Origin of the sequence: Heyndrickxia vini (assembly GCF_016772275.1) — a bacterium.
In the GTDB taxonomy this organism is placed as follows: domain Bacteria; phylum Bacillota; class Bacilli; order Bacillales; family Bacillaceae_C; genus Heyndrickxia; species Heyndrickxia vini.
This window is the reverse complement of the sequence record NZ_CP065425.1, coordinates 1364513-1381490: the sequence shown is the minus strand read 5'-3', so window position 1 is coordinate 1381490 and position 16978 is coordinate 1364513. Positions and strand designations below refer to the sequence as shown.

Annotated in this window: 18 protein-coding genes and 1 pseudogene; 2 read left to right on the top strand and 17 right to left on the bottom strand. The window is 35.1% G+C overall.

Annotation, left to right across the window (positions count from 1 at the left end):
- The first annotated feature begins 64 nt into the window (after positions 1 to 64).
- Positions 65 to 1162, top strand: a complete 1098-nt coding sequence (locus I5776_RS06875; protein ID WP_202779681.1) for a M24 family metallopeptidase — start codon at positions 65 to 67, stop codon at positions 1160 to 1162.
- Between the two features lie 31 nt (positions 1163 to 1193).
- Here I5776_RS06875 and I5776_RS06870 read toward each other — a convergent pair whose 3' ends face one another.
- From I5776_RS06870 to sppA, 10 genes are all read right to left on the bottom strand, one after another.
- Positions 1194 to 1343 (bottom strand): hypothetical protein, encoded by a 150-nt coding sequence (locus I5776_RS06870; RefSeq protein WP_202779680.1) that lies wholly within the window; start codon positions 1341 to 1343, stop codon positions 1194 to 1196.
- A gap of 90 nt (positions 1344 to 1433) precedes the next feature.
- Positions 1434 to 1949 (bottom strand): MogA/MoaB family molybdenum cofactor biosynthesis protein, encoded by a 516-nt coding sequence (locus tag I5776_RS06865; RefSeq protein ID WP_202779679.1) that lies wholly within the window; start codon positions 1947 to 1949, stop codon positions 1434 to 1436.
- On the bottom strand, positions 1946 to 2779 hold the full coding sequence (locus I5776_RS06860) for an EcsC family protein (RefSeq protein WP_202779677.1): 834 nt from the start codon (positions 2777 to 2779) through the stop codon (positions 1946 to 1948). The genes I5776_RS06865 and I5776_RS06860 overlap by 4 nt, the downstream gene beginning before the upstream one ends.
- Positions 2780 to 2926: 147 nt before the next feature.
- Positions 2927 to 4114 (bottom strand): acetate kinase, encoded by a 1188-nt coding sequence (locus I5776_RS06855; RefSeq protein WP_202779675.1) that lies wholly within the window; start codon positions 4112 to 4114, stop codon positions 2927 to 2929.
- Between the two features lie 403 nt (positions 4115 to 4517).
- The gene (locus I5776_RS06850; RefSeq protein WP_202779673.1) at positions 4518 to 5507 is read right to left on the bottom strand and encodes a class I SAM-dependent methyltransferase; all 990 of its coding nucleotides are present in this window, start codon (positions 5505 to 5507) and stop codon (positions 4518 to 4520) included.
- Positions 5508 to 5575: 68 nt separating this feature from the next.
- Positions 5576 to 6076: a thiol peroxidase gene (gene tpx / locus I5776_RS06845; RefSeq protein ID WP_202779671.1), complete on the bottom strand. Its 501-nt coding sequence runs from the start codon at positions 6074 to 6076 to the stop codon at positions 5576 to 5578.
- Positions 6077 to 6163: 87 nt separating this feature from the next.
- Entirely contained in the window at positions 6164 to 6646 is a 483-nt protein-coding gene (ytfJ, locus tag I5776_RS06840) for a GerW family sporulation protein (RefSeq protein ID WP_202779669.1), read from the bottom strand.
- Between the two features lie 17 nt (positions 6647 to 6663).
- A complete protein-coding gene (locus tag I5776_RS06835) occupies positions 6664 to 7341 on the bottom strand; it encodes a DUF2953 domain-containing protein (protein ID WP_202779666.1) in 678 nt (225 codons plus the stop codon).
- 113 nt (positions 7342 to 7454) lie between these two features.
- A complete protein-coding gene (locus I5776_RS06830) occupies positions 7455 to 7973 on the bottom strand; it encodes an RDD family protein (protein ID WP_202779665.1) in 519 nt (172 codons plus the stop codon).
- 13 nt (positions 7974 to 7986) lie between these two features.
- Positions 7987 to 8997 (bottom strand): signal peptide peptidase SppA, encoded by a 1011-nt coding sequence (sppA, locus tag I5776_RS06825; protein WP_202779664.1) that lies wholly within the window; start codon positions 8995 to 8997, stop codon positions 7987 to 7989.
- A gap of 195 nt (positions 8998 to 9192) precedes the next feature.
- Here sppA and I5776_RS06820 point away from each other — a divergent pair, with 195 nt between their 5' ends.
- The gene (locus tag I5776_RS06820; RefSeq protein WP_202779663.1) at positions 9193 to 9993 is read left to right on the top strand and encodes an NAD kinase; all 801 of its coding nucleotides are present in this window, start codon (positions 9193 to 9195) and stop codon (positions 9991 to 9993) included.
- A 56-nt stretch (positions 9994 to 10049) separates the two neighbouring features.
- Here the strand turns inward: I5776_RS06820 and I5776_RS06815 are convergent, their stop codons facing one another.
- The 7 genes and pseudogenes from I5776_RS06815 to I5776_RS06785 form a co-directional block, all read right to left on the bottom strand.
- Positions 10050 to 10391 (bottom strand): EamA family transporter, encoded by a 342-nt coding sequence (locus tag I5776_RS06815; RefSeq protein WP_202779661.1) that lies wholly within the window; start codon positions 10389 to 10391, stop codon positions 10050 to 10052.
- Between the two features lie 46 nt (positions 10392 to 10437).
- Positions 10438 to 11785 (bottom strand): annotated as a pseudogene (locus I5776_RS06810) (IS3 family transposase).
- Between the two features lie 51 nt (positions 11786 to 11836).
- On the bottom strand, positions 11837 to 12415 hold the full coding sequence (gene rarD / locus I5776_RS06805) for an EamA family transporter RarD (RefSeq protein ID WP_202779659.1): 579 nt from the start codon (positions 12413 to 12415) through the stop codon (positions 11837 to 11839).
- Positions 12416 to 12508: 93 nt separating this feature from the next.
- Positions 12509 to 14089, bottom strand: coding sequence for an acyl-CoA synthetase MbcS (gene mbcS, locus I5776_RS06800; protein WP_202779657.1), 1581 nt, complete (start codon positions 14087 to 14089; stop codon positions 12509 to 12511).
- A gap of 132 nt (positions 14090 to 14221) precedes the next feature.
- A complete protein-coding gene (locus I5776_RS06795; protein WP_202779656.1) occupies positions 14222 to 14416 on the bottom strand; it encodes an alpha/beta-type small acid-soluble spore protein in 195 nt (64 codons plus the stop codon).
- A gap of 103 nt (positions 14417 to 14519) precedes the next feature.
- A complete protein-coding gene (thiI, locus tag I5776_RS06790; protein WP_202779655.1) occupies positions 14520 to 15728 on the bottom strand; it encodes a tRNA uracil 4-sulfurtransferase ThiI in 1209 nt (402 codons plus the stop codon).
- Positions 15725 to 16876 (bottom strand): cysteine desulfurase family protein, encoded by a 1152-nt coding sequence (locus tag I5776_RS06785; RefSeq protein WP_202779654.1) that lies wholly within the window; start codon positions 16874 to 16876, stop codon positions 15725 to 15727. Before I5776_RS06785 ends, thiI begins: the two co-directional genes overlap by 4 nt.
- Between the last annotated feature and the right edge of the window lie 102 nt (positions 16877 to 16978).

Here is a 16978-nt window from a genome sequence, read left to right as displayed (position 1 = left end):
AAAATAGAAACGATGTGTATAATCTGATATTCTTAATATATACTCAGGTGAGGAGATGAAAAATATGAACAAAAGACTACAAGAATTAACTAGCTGGTTACAACAAGAAACGATTGATTTTGCATTTGTTACTGCCCCTGAAAATGTTTTTTATTTCAGTGGTTTTCTAAGTGATCCTCATGAACGATTACTTGGCATTGCAGCTTTTCCAAATCAGGAACCATTTATGATTTGCCCATCACTTGATGTAAATGATGCGAAAGCGTCAGGTTGGGAATACGAAATCATCGGATGTTCAGATACTGACAATCCTTGGGAAGTACTTGAAAAACAAGTTAAAAAACGGACAAATGCGATTCACACAATCGCGGTAGAAAAAGAACATATGAATATTGAAAGATATGAATTATTACTCCAACATTTTAATGGTGCGAAATTTGTTGCAGCTGAAGCTAAGCTTCGTCAATTGCGTTTAATTAAAGACGAAAAGGAAAAAGAAATACTAAAAAAAGCTGCTGAATTCGCGGATTATGCTGTGCAAGTTGGTGTAAACGAAATAAAAGAAGGAAAAACCGAACTAGATATTATTGCAGCAATTGAGTACGAATTAAAGAAAAAAGGGATTTCTGAGATGTCCTTTTCGACAATGGTTCTCACTGGTAGTAATGCCGCTTCACCACATGGGAACCCTGGTTTAACCAAAATTAAAAAAGGCGATTTAGTCCTTTTTGATTTGGGGGTCGTTTATGAAGGATACTGCTCCGATATTACCCGTACGGTTGCATATGATCATACAAATGATGATCAAGAAAAAATATATAATATTGTTTTAAAAGCAGAAGAGGAAGCAATTAAAGCCGTTAAACCCGGAATAACAGCAAAGGAATTAGATATAATTGCAAGAAATATTATTTCTGATGCGGGATATGGAGATTATTTTCCACACCGACTAGGACATGGATTAGGCATTGGAGTACATGAATATCCTTCAATAACTAATACAAATGAACTACTTATTCAAGAAGGAATGGTTTTTACAATTGAGCCTGGAATTTATGTACCAAACGTAGCAGGGGTTCGTATAGAAGATGATGTGTTTGTGACAAAAGACGGAGTAGAAATATTAACTGCCTATCCAAAATCATTGCAAATTGTGAAATAATTTAAGGAATCAGCATATGCTGATTCCTTTTTTATGCTTCCTCATCTTGATCATAAATGTGAAATTGTCCATCTGGTTGATCAACCACACCGCTTGCATACGCTCCCATAATTTGATTGGTTGTTTGATTGATGCCTTGCTCATCATAAGTAATTTCTTTTTCACGATCTTGTTTTTTCAAAATGGTGCCCCCTTCCTATATTTACTATTGTTCGAAATCTCTTTTTAGATATACGAACCATAAATTGGTATTATAGGAAGCAGGGATGAATTATTTTATGTCTTTCTCAATTTCGTAGATGATATGACCTAATTCTGGTAAAATAAGTTTTTCCATTGCTAAGCGCACCGCACCCGTCGAACCAGGTGTTACAAAAATAATTTTATTCTTGTAAATTCCTGCAGTAGCACGGGATAACATCGCTGCTGAACCGATATCTTCCGTAAAGCTTAAATACCGAAAAAGTTCACCAAATCCCGTTACCTCTTTATCAAAAAGTGACGAAACTGATTCAATGGTTACATCCCTTGCTGCAATTCCAGTTCCTCCATTAATTAAAATCGCTTGTATCCCTTCGACATCAGTAATTTTCTCAATCGCCTCCTTTATTAACTGTTGGTCATCCCTTACTATTTGATACATTTTGATTGAATGACCATGAAACTTTAATAAGTCCACCATTAGATGACCACTTCTATCTGTTTCTGTTGTTCTAGTGTCACTTACAGTAATTATTCCACAATGAATATTATTTGAAGAAGCTTGTTTATGTGTACCTATACTCATAACTCCCATCCCTTATCATATAAATAGCGAAATTTATAATATTTATCGGCAAAATCAGTTACTTTCCTAGAAAATTGATAATTAGCTCCAGCTCCAATTGCTAAAGGAATCAACGACAATTTTGAATCCTTTTCCTTTTGAAACAGTGAAATCAAATATGCTTTAGCCACTTGCTTAAACGGCTCTTCCAGCCACTGATAAGAGGTTACTTGGTCAATCCCTTCATAAAAGTATTGTTGTTCCTCCAAGTCATTCAATAATAATTCCCACGCTTTTCCCTTTAACCGTTTCGGGAGTGATGCTGCATGAAAAACCTTTAAAGATGTCATCATTTCAAATGGAGTTTTAATGTCATAGCCATAAGACACAGCAATAATTTGAACCGCTCGCATATTTAAAATTATCATAACAAGAAAATCAGTACTTAGGATCATAGATTTTCCTGTTCCTGTAACACCTCCTTGTATGAAGGAATACAATCGATGACGTGCCGAATGTTGATCAGCAATATATGAGAGTTGATCTATTGTTAAATTTCTCATATCTGAAATCGTTTGAACTTTATCATCAAAAACTCTTGCGGTACTTAAAATTCGATTTCTAGTATCTTCTTGAATTTGCATACTTTGAATAAGTGAATGAAGATGAAATAACCATGTGTCCAGTTTTTCAAAAAAAGGTGTTTTTATCTTATCAGGTATAAGTGAATATCCATGTTCCAACCATTTAACATATGTATCTTTAAAATCATTAGAATTATCCTGATTCAATGTTTGAATCCATTCCTGCAATTGATCCCCGATTATTTGATCTCTTTTCGTCCACGCCATCACTTCCACCTCTTTATAAGGAATTATTATCCATCAGTATAGCATAAGTGAATTCTAAACGCTTTTATAAACAAACACGGATATTCTTATATTTATTTCAACGAAAAAAAAAGCAAACCAAATAGATTTGATTTGCCTTTCTACTATTTACTTTATTAAGCGTACAACATCTCTTGCAATCATCACTTCTTCATCAGTAGGAATGACCATTACCTTAACTGGTGAGTGTGGATAATTAATAAAGGCTTCTTTGCCACGAATTTTATTTAATGCTGGATCCCAATATACTCCCATAAATTCGAGACCGTGAAGAACTTTCGCACGAACAAGATCACTATTTTCACCAATACCAGCTGTAAAAATAATCGCGTCTACTCCAGACATTCTTGCAGAATAGGAACCAATATATTTATGAATTCGATTCGCAAACACTTCCAAAGCTAATTCGGCCCGATTATTTCCTTGCGCCGCTTCTTGTTCAATGTCTCGAAGGTCACTGGAAAAGCCGGAAACACCAAGCATACCCGATTTTTTATTTAGTACATCTAACACTTCATCAGCCGTTTTACCTGTTTTGTCCATAATAAACGGGATTAAGGCAGGATCAATGTTTCCTGACCGAGTGCCCATCGCTACACCTGCTAAAGGTGTGAATCCCATTGAGGTATCAATTGACTTGCCTCCCTCAATTGCTGCAATACTTGCACCATTTCCTAAATGGCAAGAGATTAATCGAAGTTGTTCAATTGGTCGACCGAGCATTTCAGCCGCACGGTGAGAAACATATTTATGAGAGGTTCCATGAAAACCATATTTGCGAATGCCATATTTTTTATAATAATCATATGGCAAGCTATATAAAAATGAACTTTCAGGCATTGTTTGATGGAAAGCAGTATCAAAAACAGCTACTGCCGGAACATTAGGTAATGCCGCATGACAGGCCTGAATTCCAATAATATTTGCTGGGTTATGAAGTGGAGCTAAATCTGAAAGTTTAATTAGTTGTTCCACTACCTCTTCCGTGATAAGAACGGAATCATTAAAAATTTCGCCTCCATGTACAACACGGTGACCAATACCTTCTATTTCATTTAATGATTCAATGATTTTTAATTCGGTTAACTTTTCTAAAAGAAGTTTGACTGCTACCTCGTGATTAGGAATATCCATAACTTCTTTATATTTTTCATCATTTACCGATATAGTAAAAATTGAATTTGCCAATCCAATTCTTTCAATAAGTCCTTTTGATATTACACGTTCTTCAGGCATTTCGAATAATTGAAATTTAAGTGAGGAACTACCTGCATTAATTGCGATAATTTTTGACATTACTACCTTTCCTTTCTATTAGAAAAGCTAAAAGCGCCTTGCTCAGCCCCGACAAGCAAATGTTCTTCGGCAAAAAAAGTCCGCTCTTTGACTTTTATTGCCGAAGAACATTTGACCTAGGAAAGTTGGCATTAGAACTTTCCCTCGAGGGGCTAGGCGCTGCAGCTAGACAGTTTATTCAGAAAGTCATCTATCTTACACTACTGATTTTATGAAATATATCATTACTTAGGTTATGCATTTCAATCTATAACTATTAACGACTTCTCATTTTAATAGTCAAAATAGATATTTTCAAGCATAAAGAAGGGAGTAATCGTTTACACGAAAGAAGAAAGTTTATTCGAACGATTTCGAACAAATAAAAGTAACCGGCATATCAAATACCGGTTATTAGTTTTCATCATTCTTTATTTTCCCGAAACCACTTATCAAGTTTTGCGAGCATTGACTCCATTGCATTTTGGTTTGATAATGTTGGTAGATTAGCAATAAGTACTTGTTTCGGTCCTTGTACGGAATCATCCTTCTTTTGAAGAATCAAGATGCTTTTTGCAGCATTTGGATTTTTAAAGATGGAAAGCGGAAGTTGAATCACACCTTGGATATGTGCTTGCTCCGATAAAAATTTATGTAATTTCGGTGCTTCTTCTGATTCAAATAGTCCATTTGGAATTAGAAAAAATAAATATCCTCCTGGCTTCGTATAATTTATGCTTTGCTCGATAAATAGATGATGGGCATAGGAATGACCTTTCTCTGATTTCAGCTCATATTTTGAAGCACCCATATCATTTGGATAGTACCCAACCGGTAGATCACTTACAACCACATCTACAGGATCGATAAATAAATGTTCTAATGAATCTTGATTATACAATTGAACAGGCTGACTTTGCAGATTTGCTCCGATGTATGCCAGTTTAATTAGAATATCATCAATATCTACTCCATAAGCGGTGGTTGCTTTATCCTCTAATTGATTCATTATTGTCGTTAACAAATTTCCCGTACCAACTGCTGGATCAAGTATAGAAAACGTTTTATACCGCTCTGTAAATCTCTTAATTAAATAACTTATCACTAACCCAATCGTATCAGGCGTCATTTGATGATTTGGCTGAACATTGTCTTTCATCCCTTTTAAAATGGCTAATTGGAATGCTTTCCGGATTTGTTCTTGGGTAAATGAAGGAAGTTTAATTTCTTCGTATTTTTTCTTTAGTCTTTTTTTATTTAATTCACTTACTTCTTCTTGCACAATATCCCCATGAAATAAATTTTCTCCAGTTTCGGCAAGTGCCTCCAAATAAGTGCAGGAGAGTTCCTCTTGCAATATTAGAGCTGTTTCATTTAAAACATTGAAGATCGTTTCCATTGGAGTAGTATTCATAAGTCTTTTCCTCCCAACATAAAATCCCCGATTCGTATCGGGGACACTGATTCCTTACATTTTTTAATTTACTTCGCTTGTTTAGCTGCTTCGATTGCTTTTTCATAATCAGGATGATTCGTGCCTTCGCCTACGTATTCAACATAAACTACTTTATCATTACTATCGACTACAAACACTGAACGAGCAAGTAATCGTAATTCTTTCATAATTACACCGTATGCTTCTCCAAATGAAAGATCGCGATGGTCAGATAACGTTTTAACATTTTCCAAACCGCTTGCAGCACACCATCTGCTTTGGGCAAATGGCAGATCACAAGAAATTGTTAACACTTCAACATTGTTTAATTTTGATGCTTCTTCATTAAAACGACGTGTCTGTGCATCACATACACCAGTATCAATCGATGGTACAACACTAATTAAACGAACTTTCCCTTTTGTATCGTTAAGTGTTACCTCTGATAAATCATTAGCCAACACGGTGAAATTCGGAGCAGTATCTCCCACTTTCACTTCATTTCCAAGCACAGTTACTGGATTTCCTTTAAATGTAACATTTGTCATCGTTTGAATTCCTCCTTTTATGTATTTATGATAATCATACTGAAATTTTATCTATTTTACCAATTAAAAACTCGCCATTGGCGAGTTTTAAAAATCAAAATCTTGTTTTTGGTTCGTTGGTTGGTGGTTTTTCCATCCATTTGAATCGGTATTTTGATTATTTTTCTTTATCATACCTTGAATTTTATCCACAACACTTGGGGCAATATCCAATATTTTTTCAAGTAAATGTGTACTCTCATCAAGATGAAGCATTTTTACTCCTTGAGAGTTAACGATTAAAAAAGCAATAGGGGTAATCGAAACTCCACCACCACTTCCGCCTCCAAATGGTAAATCCGATTTACCACCTTGTTGACCGTTTTGTCCTTGTCCTTCCGAACTTGACTTTTTAGGGCCATTAAATTGACTTCCACCTGCGGCAAACCCGAATCCCACTTTTGATACAGTTAAGATGACACTACCATCTGGTGTTTCAACGGGATCACCAATGATTGTATTTACATCAATCATTTCCTTTAAGTTTTCCATTGCTGCTGTCATTAATCCTTCAATTGGATGTTCACCCATAGTAATCCTCCTATCTCTTACAAAGATTCATTAGAATCTTCTTTAGAAATCATCGTTAATGGCTTTGTTTTGAAAGACCCTTTACCGCCTCTCCAAAACTTTACTATTTTTAATCCTGCTACAATAGCATTCCCGATTCTTATTTTAATCATACATTTCAGTGCAGTTTCTGAGATCGGAATTTGAAAAGATGGTGTAACGGAGTAACTAGGAAATTGCATCAAGTTCATTTTCTTGCTAATGAAAGCGATAATGATTGATTTTAGTGCCATTGCTGTTCCAGTCAGTTTTCCCGTTAATGCTGCGTCTTTTAAGCCGATGGTAGAATGCCACTCCAATTGAGTGATTCTGACTTTTTTTAAAAATTTTCTTATAATAATTTTTAATCCAAAAATATGTTCTAGTAACTCCTTAAAATCTGATATTCGCTCAGTTATTTCTTTAGTAGTAATTTCAGAGTGTGTATGTGTCCCAGTATTCGTTTTCTTTTCATATGTAATAGTCGGCTCATCTTTTTCAACTTTGATTGTCGGTATTTTCAATTTATAGCGAATAAACTTCCAAATAATGAAATGAACCCTTAAATGGTCATCGTCCATTCTATGTGAATAATCTATGAAGATAGTGAGTGTTGTAAACCAAATAATAAGTAAAAATAGAAGTAAAATACCTATGATAATAGAGGCTACGATCATTTCTTCACAACCTTTCAGCCTTACATTCTCGCCATAATAGAAAAAAAATAAACCCGTATTACTAAATACTGTAATACGGGTTTATATATCGCTGTTTGATAACATTTTTCATTTCATGCCGGTTTTGATTGAAATTGTTTTACTGTTCTCTCATGTATGACGGATGTATCGGCAAAAATATCATGGATACCTTGTTTATACGGAGTAAAAGCAACGAGAACATATAATATTTTTATAAAAACTGAAATATACCGTCCGATACCTTCACGGAAAATGATTGTACTCCATGTAAGTTTCTTTTCTTTTAGTGAAATCACTTTTAATCCAAACACCATTTTTCCAATCGTGGCACTCAAAAATTTAGTCATTATTATGAAGTATAAATAAAATACTAAGGCTGTGACAATTGAATAGGGTGTAAACAATCCTGAATCAGTTAAAGGGATATCTATAATTCGAAAAACAGGCTTTATAATTAATCGACTTATACTAGCTATTACAACAATATCTAGAAGATATGCCCAAAATCTCATCCAAAATCCTGCAAAAGAGAATTTCTGACTTACATTTATGGTTTCATTGATTACCGGCATTTCGTTTTGTTTATTTGCTGAATCTTGTTCTACAGTCATCAGTGCTCCCCCCTTATTCCGAGTAGATATACATTAATCGTGGTGCATTAGGCTGTGACAACATTTTCATTAAACCCGTTACGTCAGCTTCTTTTCCCATCATTTTTTGGGCAGCCATTGAGAAGAGAGAACCTAAGCCCCCATCATTTTTATACCGAACAACTTGTGCATTTTTCAAATGATAATCACTTCGTACATGATCAATCACATCTTCTAAGTAACCGAAACCATCAATCAAATGTAATTCTTTTGCCTGCCTTCCATCGTAAACGCGCCCATCAGCTATTTTTCTTACCGTATTTTCTGACATATGTCTGCCTTGTGCAATGACTTGAACAAAACCTTCATATGAGTTATTTACCATCGTTTGAATAATCTTTTTCTCTTCATTTGTCATTTTTCGAGAGGGACTCATTATATCTTTGTAAGGTCCACTTTTTATCGTTACAAAGTCTACCCCGAAGTCTTTTGCTAATTCTGAATAATTGACTCCTTGCATAATCACACCAAGTGAGCCTGTCATCGTTTCTTTGCTCGCGAAGATTTTATCCGCAGGAGTAGAAATATAATAACCACCGGAAGCGGCAGTTGCACCCATTGATACATACACAGGTTTTTTTGCTTTTTGTTGAATGTCGATTATTTTATCGTGAATTTCTGCTGATTCTACGACACCGCCGCCTGGAGAATTCACTCGCAAAATCATTGCTTTCACATCATTATCTTCTTTTACATGATTTAACTGCTTCATAAAATCTTGATGATTGTAAGAACCGCTATTGAGCAAAGAGTTGCTACTGCCGGTATCTTGAATGACCCCATCAACTTCTAGAATGGCAATTTTTTCAAATTCATCACCGTCTTCCATTATTTCTTCCGAAAAGTTTTCATTGGATGTAGTGAAAGTCTCCTCAAAAAACTTCGAGAAATCTGTTGTAAATGCAAGACTAGCAAAATTCACAATAATTGATACTCCAAAAAGCAGTACAGCAATGGCAAGTGCTCCCCACCGTTTTTTATTCATAATTCACATCATCCTTCTTTCTCTCTATTTATTAGTATGGACATAATAAGATATGTATAGATGAGAAAACTTCGGTATTTATACTCTTTTGTAGTACGGATTCCTTTTTTAAAAAGTTTCGTAATAATGGTAAACTTATCTTGCACACAAATGAAAGTTTGAATTAAAAATTCACTAAGAGAAAGGTGATATTTCATGGCTGAAAGAAAGAATATTTACTTTTATTACAATAATCAACAAGAAATCGAACAAAAATTAACCCCTTTAATAGATTCAGCAAAAAAGTATGATTTTACCCTTGTGGATCATGCGGAAGATGCAAACATTATTATTAGTGTCGGAAGTGATGGCACCTTTTTGCAGGCAGTTAGAAAGTCAGGATTTAGGCAAGATTGTCTTTATCTAGGCGTGTCTACGAAAGATCGCCTAGGAATGTATTGTGATTTTCATATTGATGATGTGGCCGAAATGATTGATGCGATGAAATTGGACAAAATAGAAGTAAGAAAATATCCTGTTATTCAAGTAAATATAAATCAACAAGGTTCATTTTATTGTCTCAATGAATTTAGCATTCGCTCCGGGATTATTAAAACATTTGTTATGGATGTATTCATAGATGACCTTCCATTCGAAACATTTAGAGGAGATGGGATGCTAATTGCTACACCAACTGGAAGCACCGCTTATAATAAATCAGTAAACGGAGCAATAGTAGATCCATTGTTGCCATGTCTTCAAGTGAGTGAGCTTGCATCGCTAAACAATAATCAATACAGAACATTAGGTTCCTCTTTTATCCTTAGCGGCAAAAGAAAATTGTCCTTGAAAGTTGTACAAACAGGCAATGCTTATCCGACAATGGGCATGGACAATGAAGCACTAAGTATTCGCCACGTTGAAAAAATCGACATCCAACTAAGTGATAAATTAATCAAAACGGTAAAATTAAAAGACAACTCATTTTGGGAGAAAGTTAAAAGGATCTTTTTGTAAAAGGCTGGAACACAATACAATCTAATTAATGATTACTTTGCTTTTTGTGTCCATTTTCATGCACTAAAACTGTTATTCTTTTTTAACCGATTTGTCATACTAATAAACCATTTTGAATGACCGACTGAAATGATAATAGCTGCAACCCATATACAGATAAACGCAATCATATGGACCATACTAAAATGCTCTTTGTAAACAAATACGCCGAGTATCAGCATAAATGAAGGGGCAATATATTGTAAGAATCCAAGTAAATATAAGGGGATTCTTTGTGCCCCTTTAGCAAAAAAGAGAAGTGGAATAGCAGTTGCAGCCCCGGCGCCTATTAATAATAGATCCGTTTGTATGGATCCCTTGAACAAGGAAAAGCTTCTATTAAAAACTAAATAAACCATATATATTAAAGATAATGATCTGAACCCCAAAAGTTAGACACGGGATTTAGGCAGCTACTGGGGCATGAGTTCGGTATTGAACCGGACTCATGCCTTTTAATTTTGCCTTAATCCGTTTGTGGTTATAGTAGTGAATGTAATTCACTAACTCTACTTTAAAATGTTCCATACTCTCAAATTCTTTTAGATAAAGCAATTCAGACTTTAATAAGCCAAAGAAGTTCTCCATGACTGCGTTATCCAAGCAGTTCCCTTTACGGGACATACTCTGAATGATTCCTCGTTCTTTTAATGCAGATCGATACTGATTCATCTGATAATGCCATCCTTGGTCAGAATGGAGGATAGGAGTGTCTTCCTCATTTAATCGGTCAAAGGCTTCGTCCAACATTTTTGAAACAAGTGAGAATACAGGGCGATGTTCTATATTATAAGCTATAATCTCACCATTATATAAATCCATAATTGGCGACAAATATAGCTTTTCCCCATGTAGGTGGAATTCTGTCACATCCGTCACCCACTTTTCGTTAGGTTTAGATGCATGGAAATCTCGTTCTAATATATTAGGTGCAGTTTTGCCCACTTGTCCTCGGTATGACCGATATTTTTCATTCGTACGAGACACTTTAAACCCAGCTCAATCATTAAACGGCGGACCGTTTTATGATTAATTGTATACCCTTTATTACGTAATTCTAATGTAATTCGACGGTAACCATAACGTCCCTGATGTTCTTCAAAAATCTGCTTAATTAACTCCTTCATTTCCTTATATTTATCCGGTCGATCCATTTGTTTTACCCAATAATAATAAGTGCTACGTGGAATTCCAGCGATCTTTACTAACTCAATCACCTTAAATTCGTGCCTTAACTCATATATTATTTGCGCTTTGTCTTGTTCGGTGATTTTTCTTTTTCTTGAATTAAGGCTCGTAACTTTTTTAAATAGGCAATCTCCATGCGTAAACGCTCATTTTCAGCTTGTAATGCTTCATATGAACCCTCTACAGGAACTGATTTCTTAATTTCCTTTTTCATGGATGGACGCCCCTTTTTCTTTGGTAATAGAGCGTCCACACCTAATCTTTCAACCTGCCTCTGCCATTGAAGAATCGTAGAAGGGGAAGAAATATTATAAACAGCCGCAGCTTGTGTTAAGGACGCTCCAAATTCACTCATATAATTTAGTACGTCCATTTTAAATTGAATATCATAATTTGTATAGTTGGAAATTAAACCAGCTTCACCATTTTTTCTATAATGTGCCACCCAATTCTTTAAAGGAGGCAGGCTGACATTAAAACGGCTAGCGACTATTTGAAAGGAATCTTTGCCCTCTAAATAATCTAATACTGCCCTTAATTTTAATTCAAACGAATATTTAGACATAGAAAAACTGCACCTCCAATTGTTAGTTGTGTCTAACAATTGGGGTGCAGTTCATAACGGGGCTATTGTCATTGTTTCTAGGGTTAATCCTATGGATGAATCAACTTTAATTACTTTCTTTACTAAGCCATAAAGACCAAAGGAAATTGCTAAGCTAAAGGATATCCAAGGAAATTTCCCATAGGAGACCGTTAGAATTAATACACCTAATGCGGCAATACAAAAAGAAATTATTTGTACTCTATTCAGCTTTTCTTTTAAAATAAATACGCCCAATAATATGCTCACTAATGGATTGATGTAGTATCCAAGACTCGTTTCAACAATATGGTTAGTATTGACTGCCCATATGTAAATGAACCAGTTTACCGTAATTAATATAGAGGCTAAGACAAGTGCGATAAGAATCTTTCTGTTTTCTTTTAAAGTCATCAATATTTGAATGAATACTCCCCACTTTTTTGTTATTAAAAGAAGAAAGAGCATAAATACGAAAGACCAAAAAATTCGGTTCGCCAAAATTTCCTCTGCCGAAATATGATTCAACCATTTCCAGTACATAGGAAGTATTCCCCAAACGATATACGAAAAGACAGCAAAAATAATTCCCGTTTTCTCTTCATGTTTCATATAATGCGCCTCAATTCTTAAGATTATATATGAATGTTTTCAAGCTAAAAATATAAAGAACAGATAGCTTATTTTGCTATCTGTCATTGTTATCTATTTAATTTTTTCCAATTCCTGTTGCCGAAGTTCAATTCGACGAATTTTTCCCGATGTTGTCTTCGGTAATTCCTGAATAAATTCGATTTCACGAGGATATTTGTATGGTGCTGTTAAATCTTTTACATGATTCTGCAAGGACTTGATTAAGTCAGGCTTCTTAGGGTCTACTCCATCCTGTAAAACGACAAAAGCTTTTACAATATTCCCCCGAACTTCATCTGGGCTAGCAACAACTGCACATTCCTTTACATCCGGATGTTTAACAAGTGCATCTTCCACTTCAAAAGGTCCAATGGTATATCCGGAACTGATAATAATATCATCCCCACGTCCTTCAAACCACAAATACCCTTCTTCATCCATTTTTGCCTTGTCACCTGTTACATAATAATCACCTCGAAATTGCATCGCGGTTCTTTCCGGATCTTTATAATAATTTTTGAATAAAGCGGGTGTTTCGATGTGAACGGCAATATCTCCCACTTCTCCTACTTGACAAGGTAATCCATGTTCATTAATTACTTCTACCCTATTACCTGGGGTCGGTTTGCCCATTGAGCCAGGTTTCAATTCCATATCTTTTGTAATTCCAACTAATAATGTATTTTCCGTTTGACCATAACCATCACGAACTATAATATTAAAATATTTTTGGAATGTCTCAATGACTTCCCGATTTAATGGTTCACCGGCAGATACTGCACTATGAATATGTTTTAATCGGTAGTCAGATAGATTATCCACTTTTGCCATTAATCTATATTCTGTAGGTGTACAGCACAATACATTCACTTCATGTTTATCAAGTAAGCTTAAGTATGTCTTCGGATCAAATTTCCCATTATAAACAAAGCCAGTTGCTCCCGATCCAAGAACAGATAAGAAAGGACTCCAAATCCACTTTTGCCACCCTGGACCTGCAGTGGCCCAAACCGTGTCATTTTCATTAATACAAAGCCAGTGTGGGGCTGCTGTACGTAAATGGGCATAGCCCCATCCATGAGTATGGACGACACCTTTTGGATTACCAGTTGTTCCAGAAGTATAAGATAGAAAAGCCATATCATCTTTAGAAGTCCGAGTAATTTCAAGAGAGTCACTTGCTTTATCTGCTAAATCATTTAAATATAACCAATTACTGATCTCTTTTCCTATTACAAATCGTTTTAATGGATGAGATTCAACTACTTCTTCAAATTGATTAATGTAAGGATAATAAGAAACAATCCCTTTTACATCCCCATGCTGTATTCTATATTGTAAATCTTTTGTTTTTAACATTTCGGAACTAGGTATGACAACCATGCCAGTCTTAAGTGCTGCAAGATATACTTCATATGCTTCGATTAATCTTGGAACGATAATAAGTATCGTATCCCCTTTTTGAAGTCCGCTTTCTAAGAAAACGTTCCCAATTTGATTAACTCTCTTAATTAATTCTTTATATGTAATTTTTTTCGTTTCTCCTAAATCATTTTCCCATTTAATTGCTACCTTGTCTTGATTGGCTGCATATTTTTCTACTTCTTCTACAATATTGTATTCTTTAGGTGCTAATAGATCTTCACGCTTCATTGTAATACCTCCTCGAAAAAGTTAGTTCTATTATACTAAATAATTCAAAAATTTTAAATAGTAATAACAAAGGAGGGTATTATACGTAAAAAGGAAGCGGACTATCCCGCTTCCCTTAGCCATATTATTTAATTAATGTTGGAAACCACCAAGTTGTTGTTCAGCCATAGATACTAGGCGTTTTGTAATTTCACCACCAACAGAACCGTTAGCGCGTGAAGTTGTGTCTGCTCCAAGATTTACACCAAATTCTTGAGCAATTTCGTATTTCATTTGATCAAGTGCTTGTTCTGCACCAGGTGCTACTAATTGATTATTGTTCGGCATGTGTTTTCACCTCCTTGTGAGTATAGAGTGTGCGAAAACACATACCTTCATTCAAATTATTGATTGGTAATTGTTCCTTATAAATATAGAGTTATCCAATAAATTATAGTAAATCAGAAAAGGCATCTTCACGGCTCTTATTTTCGGAAGAAACAATGATTGTTTCTACATTTTGGACTGCCTCTTGAATTAGCGATTCAAAATCCACTTTACTTTCAAAGTACTGCATTTTATCTAATTTTGGCCGAGTTTTTGGTGCTGGAGGTGTAAAGATTGTACAACAATCCTCGTATGGCAAATTAGATATTTCAAATGTATCAATTTGTTTAGCTATATCAATAATTTCCAGCTTATCCATTGAAATTAATGGACGTAGAATTGGAGTAGCAGTCACGTCGTTAATTGCAATCATACTTTCTAATGTTTGACTCGCAACCTGACCAAGGCTTTCCCCCGTAACAATAGCTAAGCCATTATTCATACGTCTAATTTCGTCAGTAATTCGAAGCATCATTCTTCTCGTTGCTGTCATAGAATAGCCTTCAGGAATTTGCTTATGAATGATTTCTTGTATTTTTGTAAATGGAACAACATGCATTTTAACAAAGCCATTATATCCTGCCATTTTTTGTGCAAGATCAATCGCTTTTTGCTTCGCACGTTCACTCGTAAATGGAGGGCTGTGGAAATGAACAGCTTCCACTTTCACTCCTCTTTTCATCGTTAAATATCCTGCCACGGGACTATCAATTCCTCCTGAAAGCATAAGCATCGCTTTCCCTGAGGAACCTACCGGTAAGCCACCTGCACCACGGATAATTTCACTCGACATATAAACGCCATCACTTCTGACATCAACGATAAGGTTTATATCCGGATTTTTCACATTAACCTTGATTCCTTCGAGATTGGTAAGAATATATGCTCCAATCGCTTGGTTTATATCATTTGTATCCAATTCAAATGATTTATCACCACGTCTTGTAGAAACCTTAAATGTAGCACCCTCATGGTAAAGTTGTTTAACAAGGGTTAAACCAACTTCCTTCATTTCTTCAATTTGTTTTTCCGTTTTCACTGCTAAACTGAATGATTGAATACCGAATACTTTTGACAATTCTTCCATAATCGGTTCACTATCTTCACCGTTTAGCAAAATAAACATCCGATCATGTCCGCCTTGTATGCTAATATCTTTAAATTCTTTAAGAACCCCGCGGATATTTCTTTTCAAATGGGTGATAAAATGATTTCTATTTTTCCCTTTTGTTGACAATTCTCCATATCTAATTAATATACGATCATATTTCATTTTGTATCCCCCACTACTTCATACAGTTTGGTTAATATTCTTTCTAATTTTGTTATAAATATTTTTGCTTCATCCATTGTATTGTCATAAGATAAACTTATTCGAACAGCTCCTATCGCTTCTTCATCTGTGACTCCCATCGCATGCAGTGTTCTGCTTATCGATTTTTGTTTAGATGAACAAGCACTGGTCGTAGACACATAAATATTTTCAGCTTCTAAAGCGTGAACAATGACTTCTCCCTTTAAACCAATTGCAGAAAAATTAACAATATGAGGAGCGGATGTTGATGGATTCGTGTTCACTTTAATGGCAGACTGTTCTTTTAAGTTTGAGATTAAATAATCCCTTATCATCAACATGTCTGTACCTTTTTGCTTACGTTTCTCTTCGGTTAAACGGAGTGCTTTCGCCATCGTTACAATTCCACTGACATTCTCCGTACCACTTCGTACTTTATTTTCCTGGTTTCCACCCGAAAATAATGGCGAAATACGTAGTCCGTCACGTATAAAGAGAGCGCCACTTCCTTTTAAACCATGGAATTTATGAGCAGAGATTGAACATAAATCAACTTTTGCTTGATGAAGATGTAAAGGAACCTTCCCAATTCCTTGAACATGATCAACATGAAATATGATTTTTGGGTAATTTGACAAAAGGTCCCCAATTTCTTCAATTGGCTGAACTGCCCCCATTTCATTATTTACATGCATAACCGAAACGAGTATCGTATTGTCCTTAATGGAAGATTTAAGTTCTTGAATGTCAACTTGTCCAGATTCATTTACCGGTAAATACGTAATTTCAAAACCTAATTTACTAAGCTGTTCACATGCTTCGTATACGGAAGGATGTTCTACCCTCGTCGTTATAATATGATTTCCACGAGAACGATACTGTAAAGCTGTGCCCTTAATTGCTAAATTATTTCCTTCCGTTCCACCAGATGTAAAATATATTTCATTATCCTTTACATGTAACAGATTTGAAATTTGCTTTCTAGCTTGGTTTACTAAAGTTTCTACTTTCCCGCCAAAATTATGAAGAGAGGAAGGATTTGCGTAGTATTCCTTTGACACTTTTGCAAATGTATCAATCACCTCATCATATGGCTTCGTTGTCGCACTATTATCAAAATAAATCATTTATTAAACACCTTCAAATATGTCATCTTATTAGTACATTCCAATGATAAATCATAACATAGGATAAGAAAATTGAAAATGGAAGGAATCGCTACTCTTCCT

What these genes read in the sequence shown, in the direction of transcription:
- I5776_RS06820 (WP_202779663.1), top strand. Translation starts at nt 9,193, where the DNA reads ATGGCTGAAAGAAAGAATATTTACTTTTATTACAATAATCAACAAGAA.
- mbcS (WP_202779657.1), bottom strand. Translation starts at nt 14,089, where the DNA reads ATGAAGCGTGAAGATCTATTAGCACCTAAAGAATACAATATTGTAGAA.
- I5776_RS06865 (WP_202779679.1), bottom strand. Translation starts at nt 1,949, where the DNA reads ATGAGTATAGGTACACATAAACAAGCTTCTTCAAATAATATTCATTGT.
- ytfJ (WP_202779669.1), bottom strand. Translation starts at nt 6,646, where the DNA reads ATGGGTGAACATCCAATTGAAGGATTAATGACAGCAGCAATGGAAAAC.
- I5776_RS06795 (WP_202779656.1), bottom strand. Translation starts at nt 14,416, where the DNA reads ATGCCGAACAATAATCAATTAGTAGCACCTGGTGCAGAACAAGCACTT.
- I5776_RS06860 (WP_202779677.1), bottom strand. Translation starts at nt 2,779, where the DNA reads ATGGCGTGGACGAAAAGAGATCAAATAATCGGGGATCAATTGCAGGAA.
- I5776_RS06850 (WP_202779673.1), bottom strand. Translation starts at nt 5,507, where the DNA reads ATGAATACTACTCCAATGGAAACGATCTTCAATGTTTTAAATGAAACA.
- I5776_RS06875 (WP_202779681.1), top strand. Translation starts at nt 65, where the DNA reads ATGAACAAAAGACTACAAGAATTAACTAGCTGGTTACAACAAGAAACG.
- I5776_RS06815 (WP_202779661.1), bottom strand. Translation starts at nt 10,391, where the DNA reads ATGGTTTATTTAGTTTTTAATAGAAGCTTTTCCTTGTTCAAGGGATCC.
- sppA (WP_202779664.1), bottom strand. Translation starts at nt 8,997, where the DNA reads ATGAATAAAAAACGGTGGGGAGCACTTGCCATTGCTGTACTGCTTTTT.
- I5776_RS06785 (WP_202779654.1), bottom strand. Translation starts at nt 16,876, where the DNA reads ATGATTTATTTTGATAATAGTGCGACAACGAAGCCATATGATGAGGTG.
- thiI (WP_202779655.1), bottom strand. Translation starts at nt 15,728, where the DNA reads ATGAAATATGATCGTATATTAATTAGATATGGAGAATTGTCAACAAAA.
- I5776_RS06835 (WP_202779666.1), bottom strand. Translation starts at nt 7,341, where the DNA reads ATGATCGTAGCCTCTATTATCATAGGTATTTTACTTCTATTTTTACTT.
- I5776_RS06830 (WP_202779665.1), bottom strand. Translation starts at nt 7,973, where the DNA reads ATGACTGTAGAACAAGATTCAGCAAATAAACAAAACGAAATGCCGGTA.
- I5776_RS06855 (WP_202779675.1), bottom strand. Translation starts at nt 4,114, where the DNA reads ATGTCAAAAATTATCGCAATTAATGCAGGTAGTTCCTCACTTAAATTT.
- rarD (WP_202779659.1), bottom strand. Translation starts at nt 12,415, where the DNA reads ATGAAACATGAAGAGAAAACGGGAATTATTTTTGCTGTCTTTTCGTAT.
- tpx (WP_202779671.1), bottom strand. Translation starts at nt 6,076, where the DNA reads ATGACAAATGTTACATTTAAAGGAAATCCAGTAACTGTGCTTGGAAAT.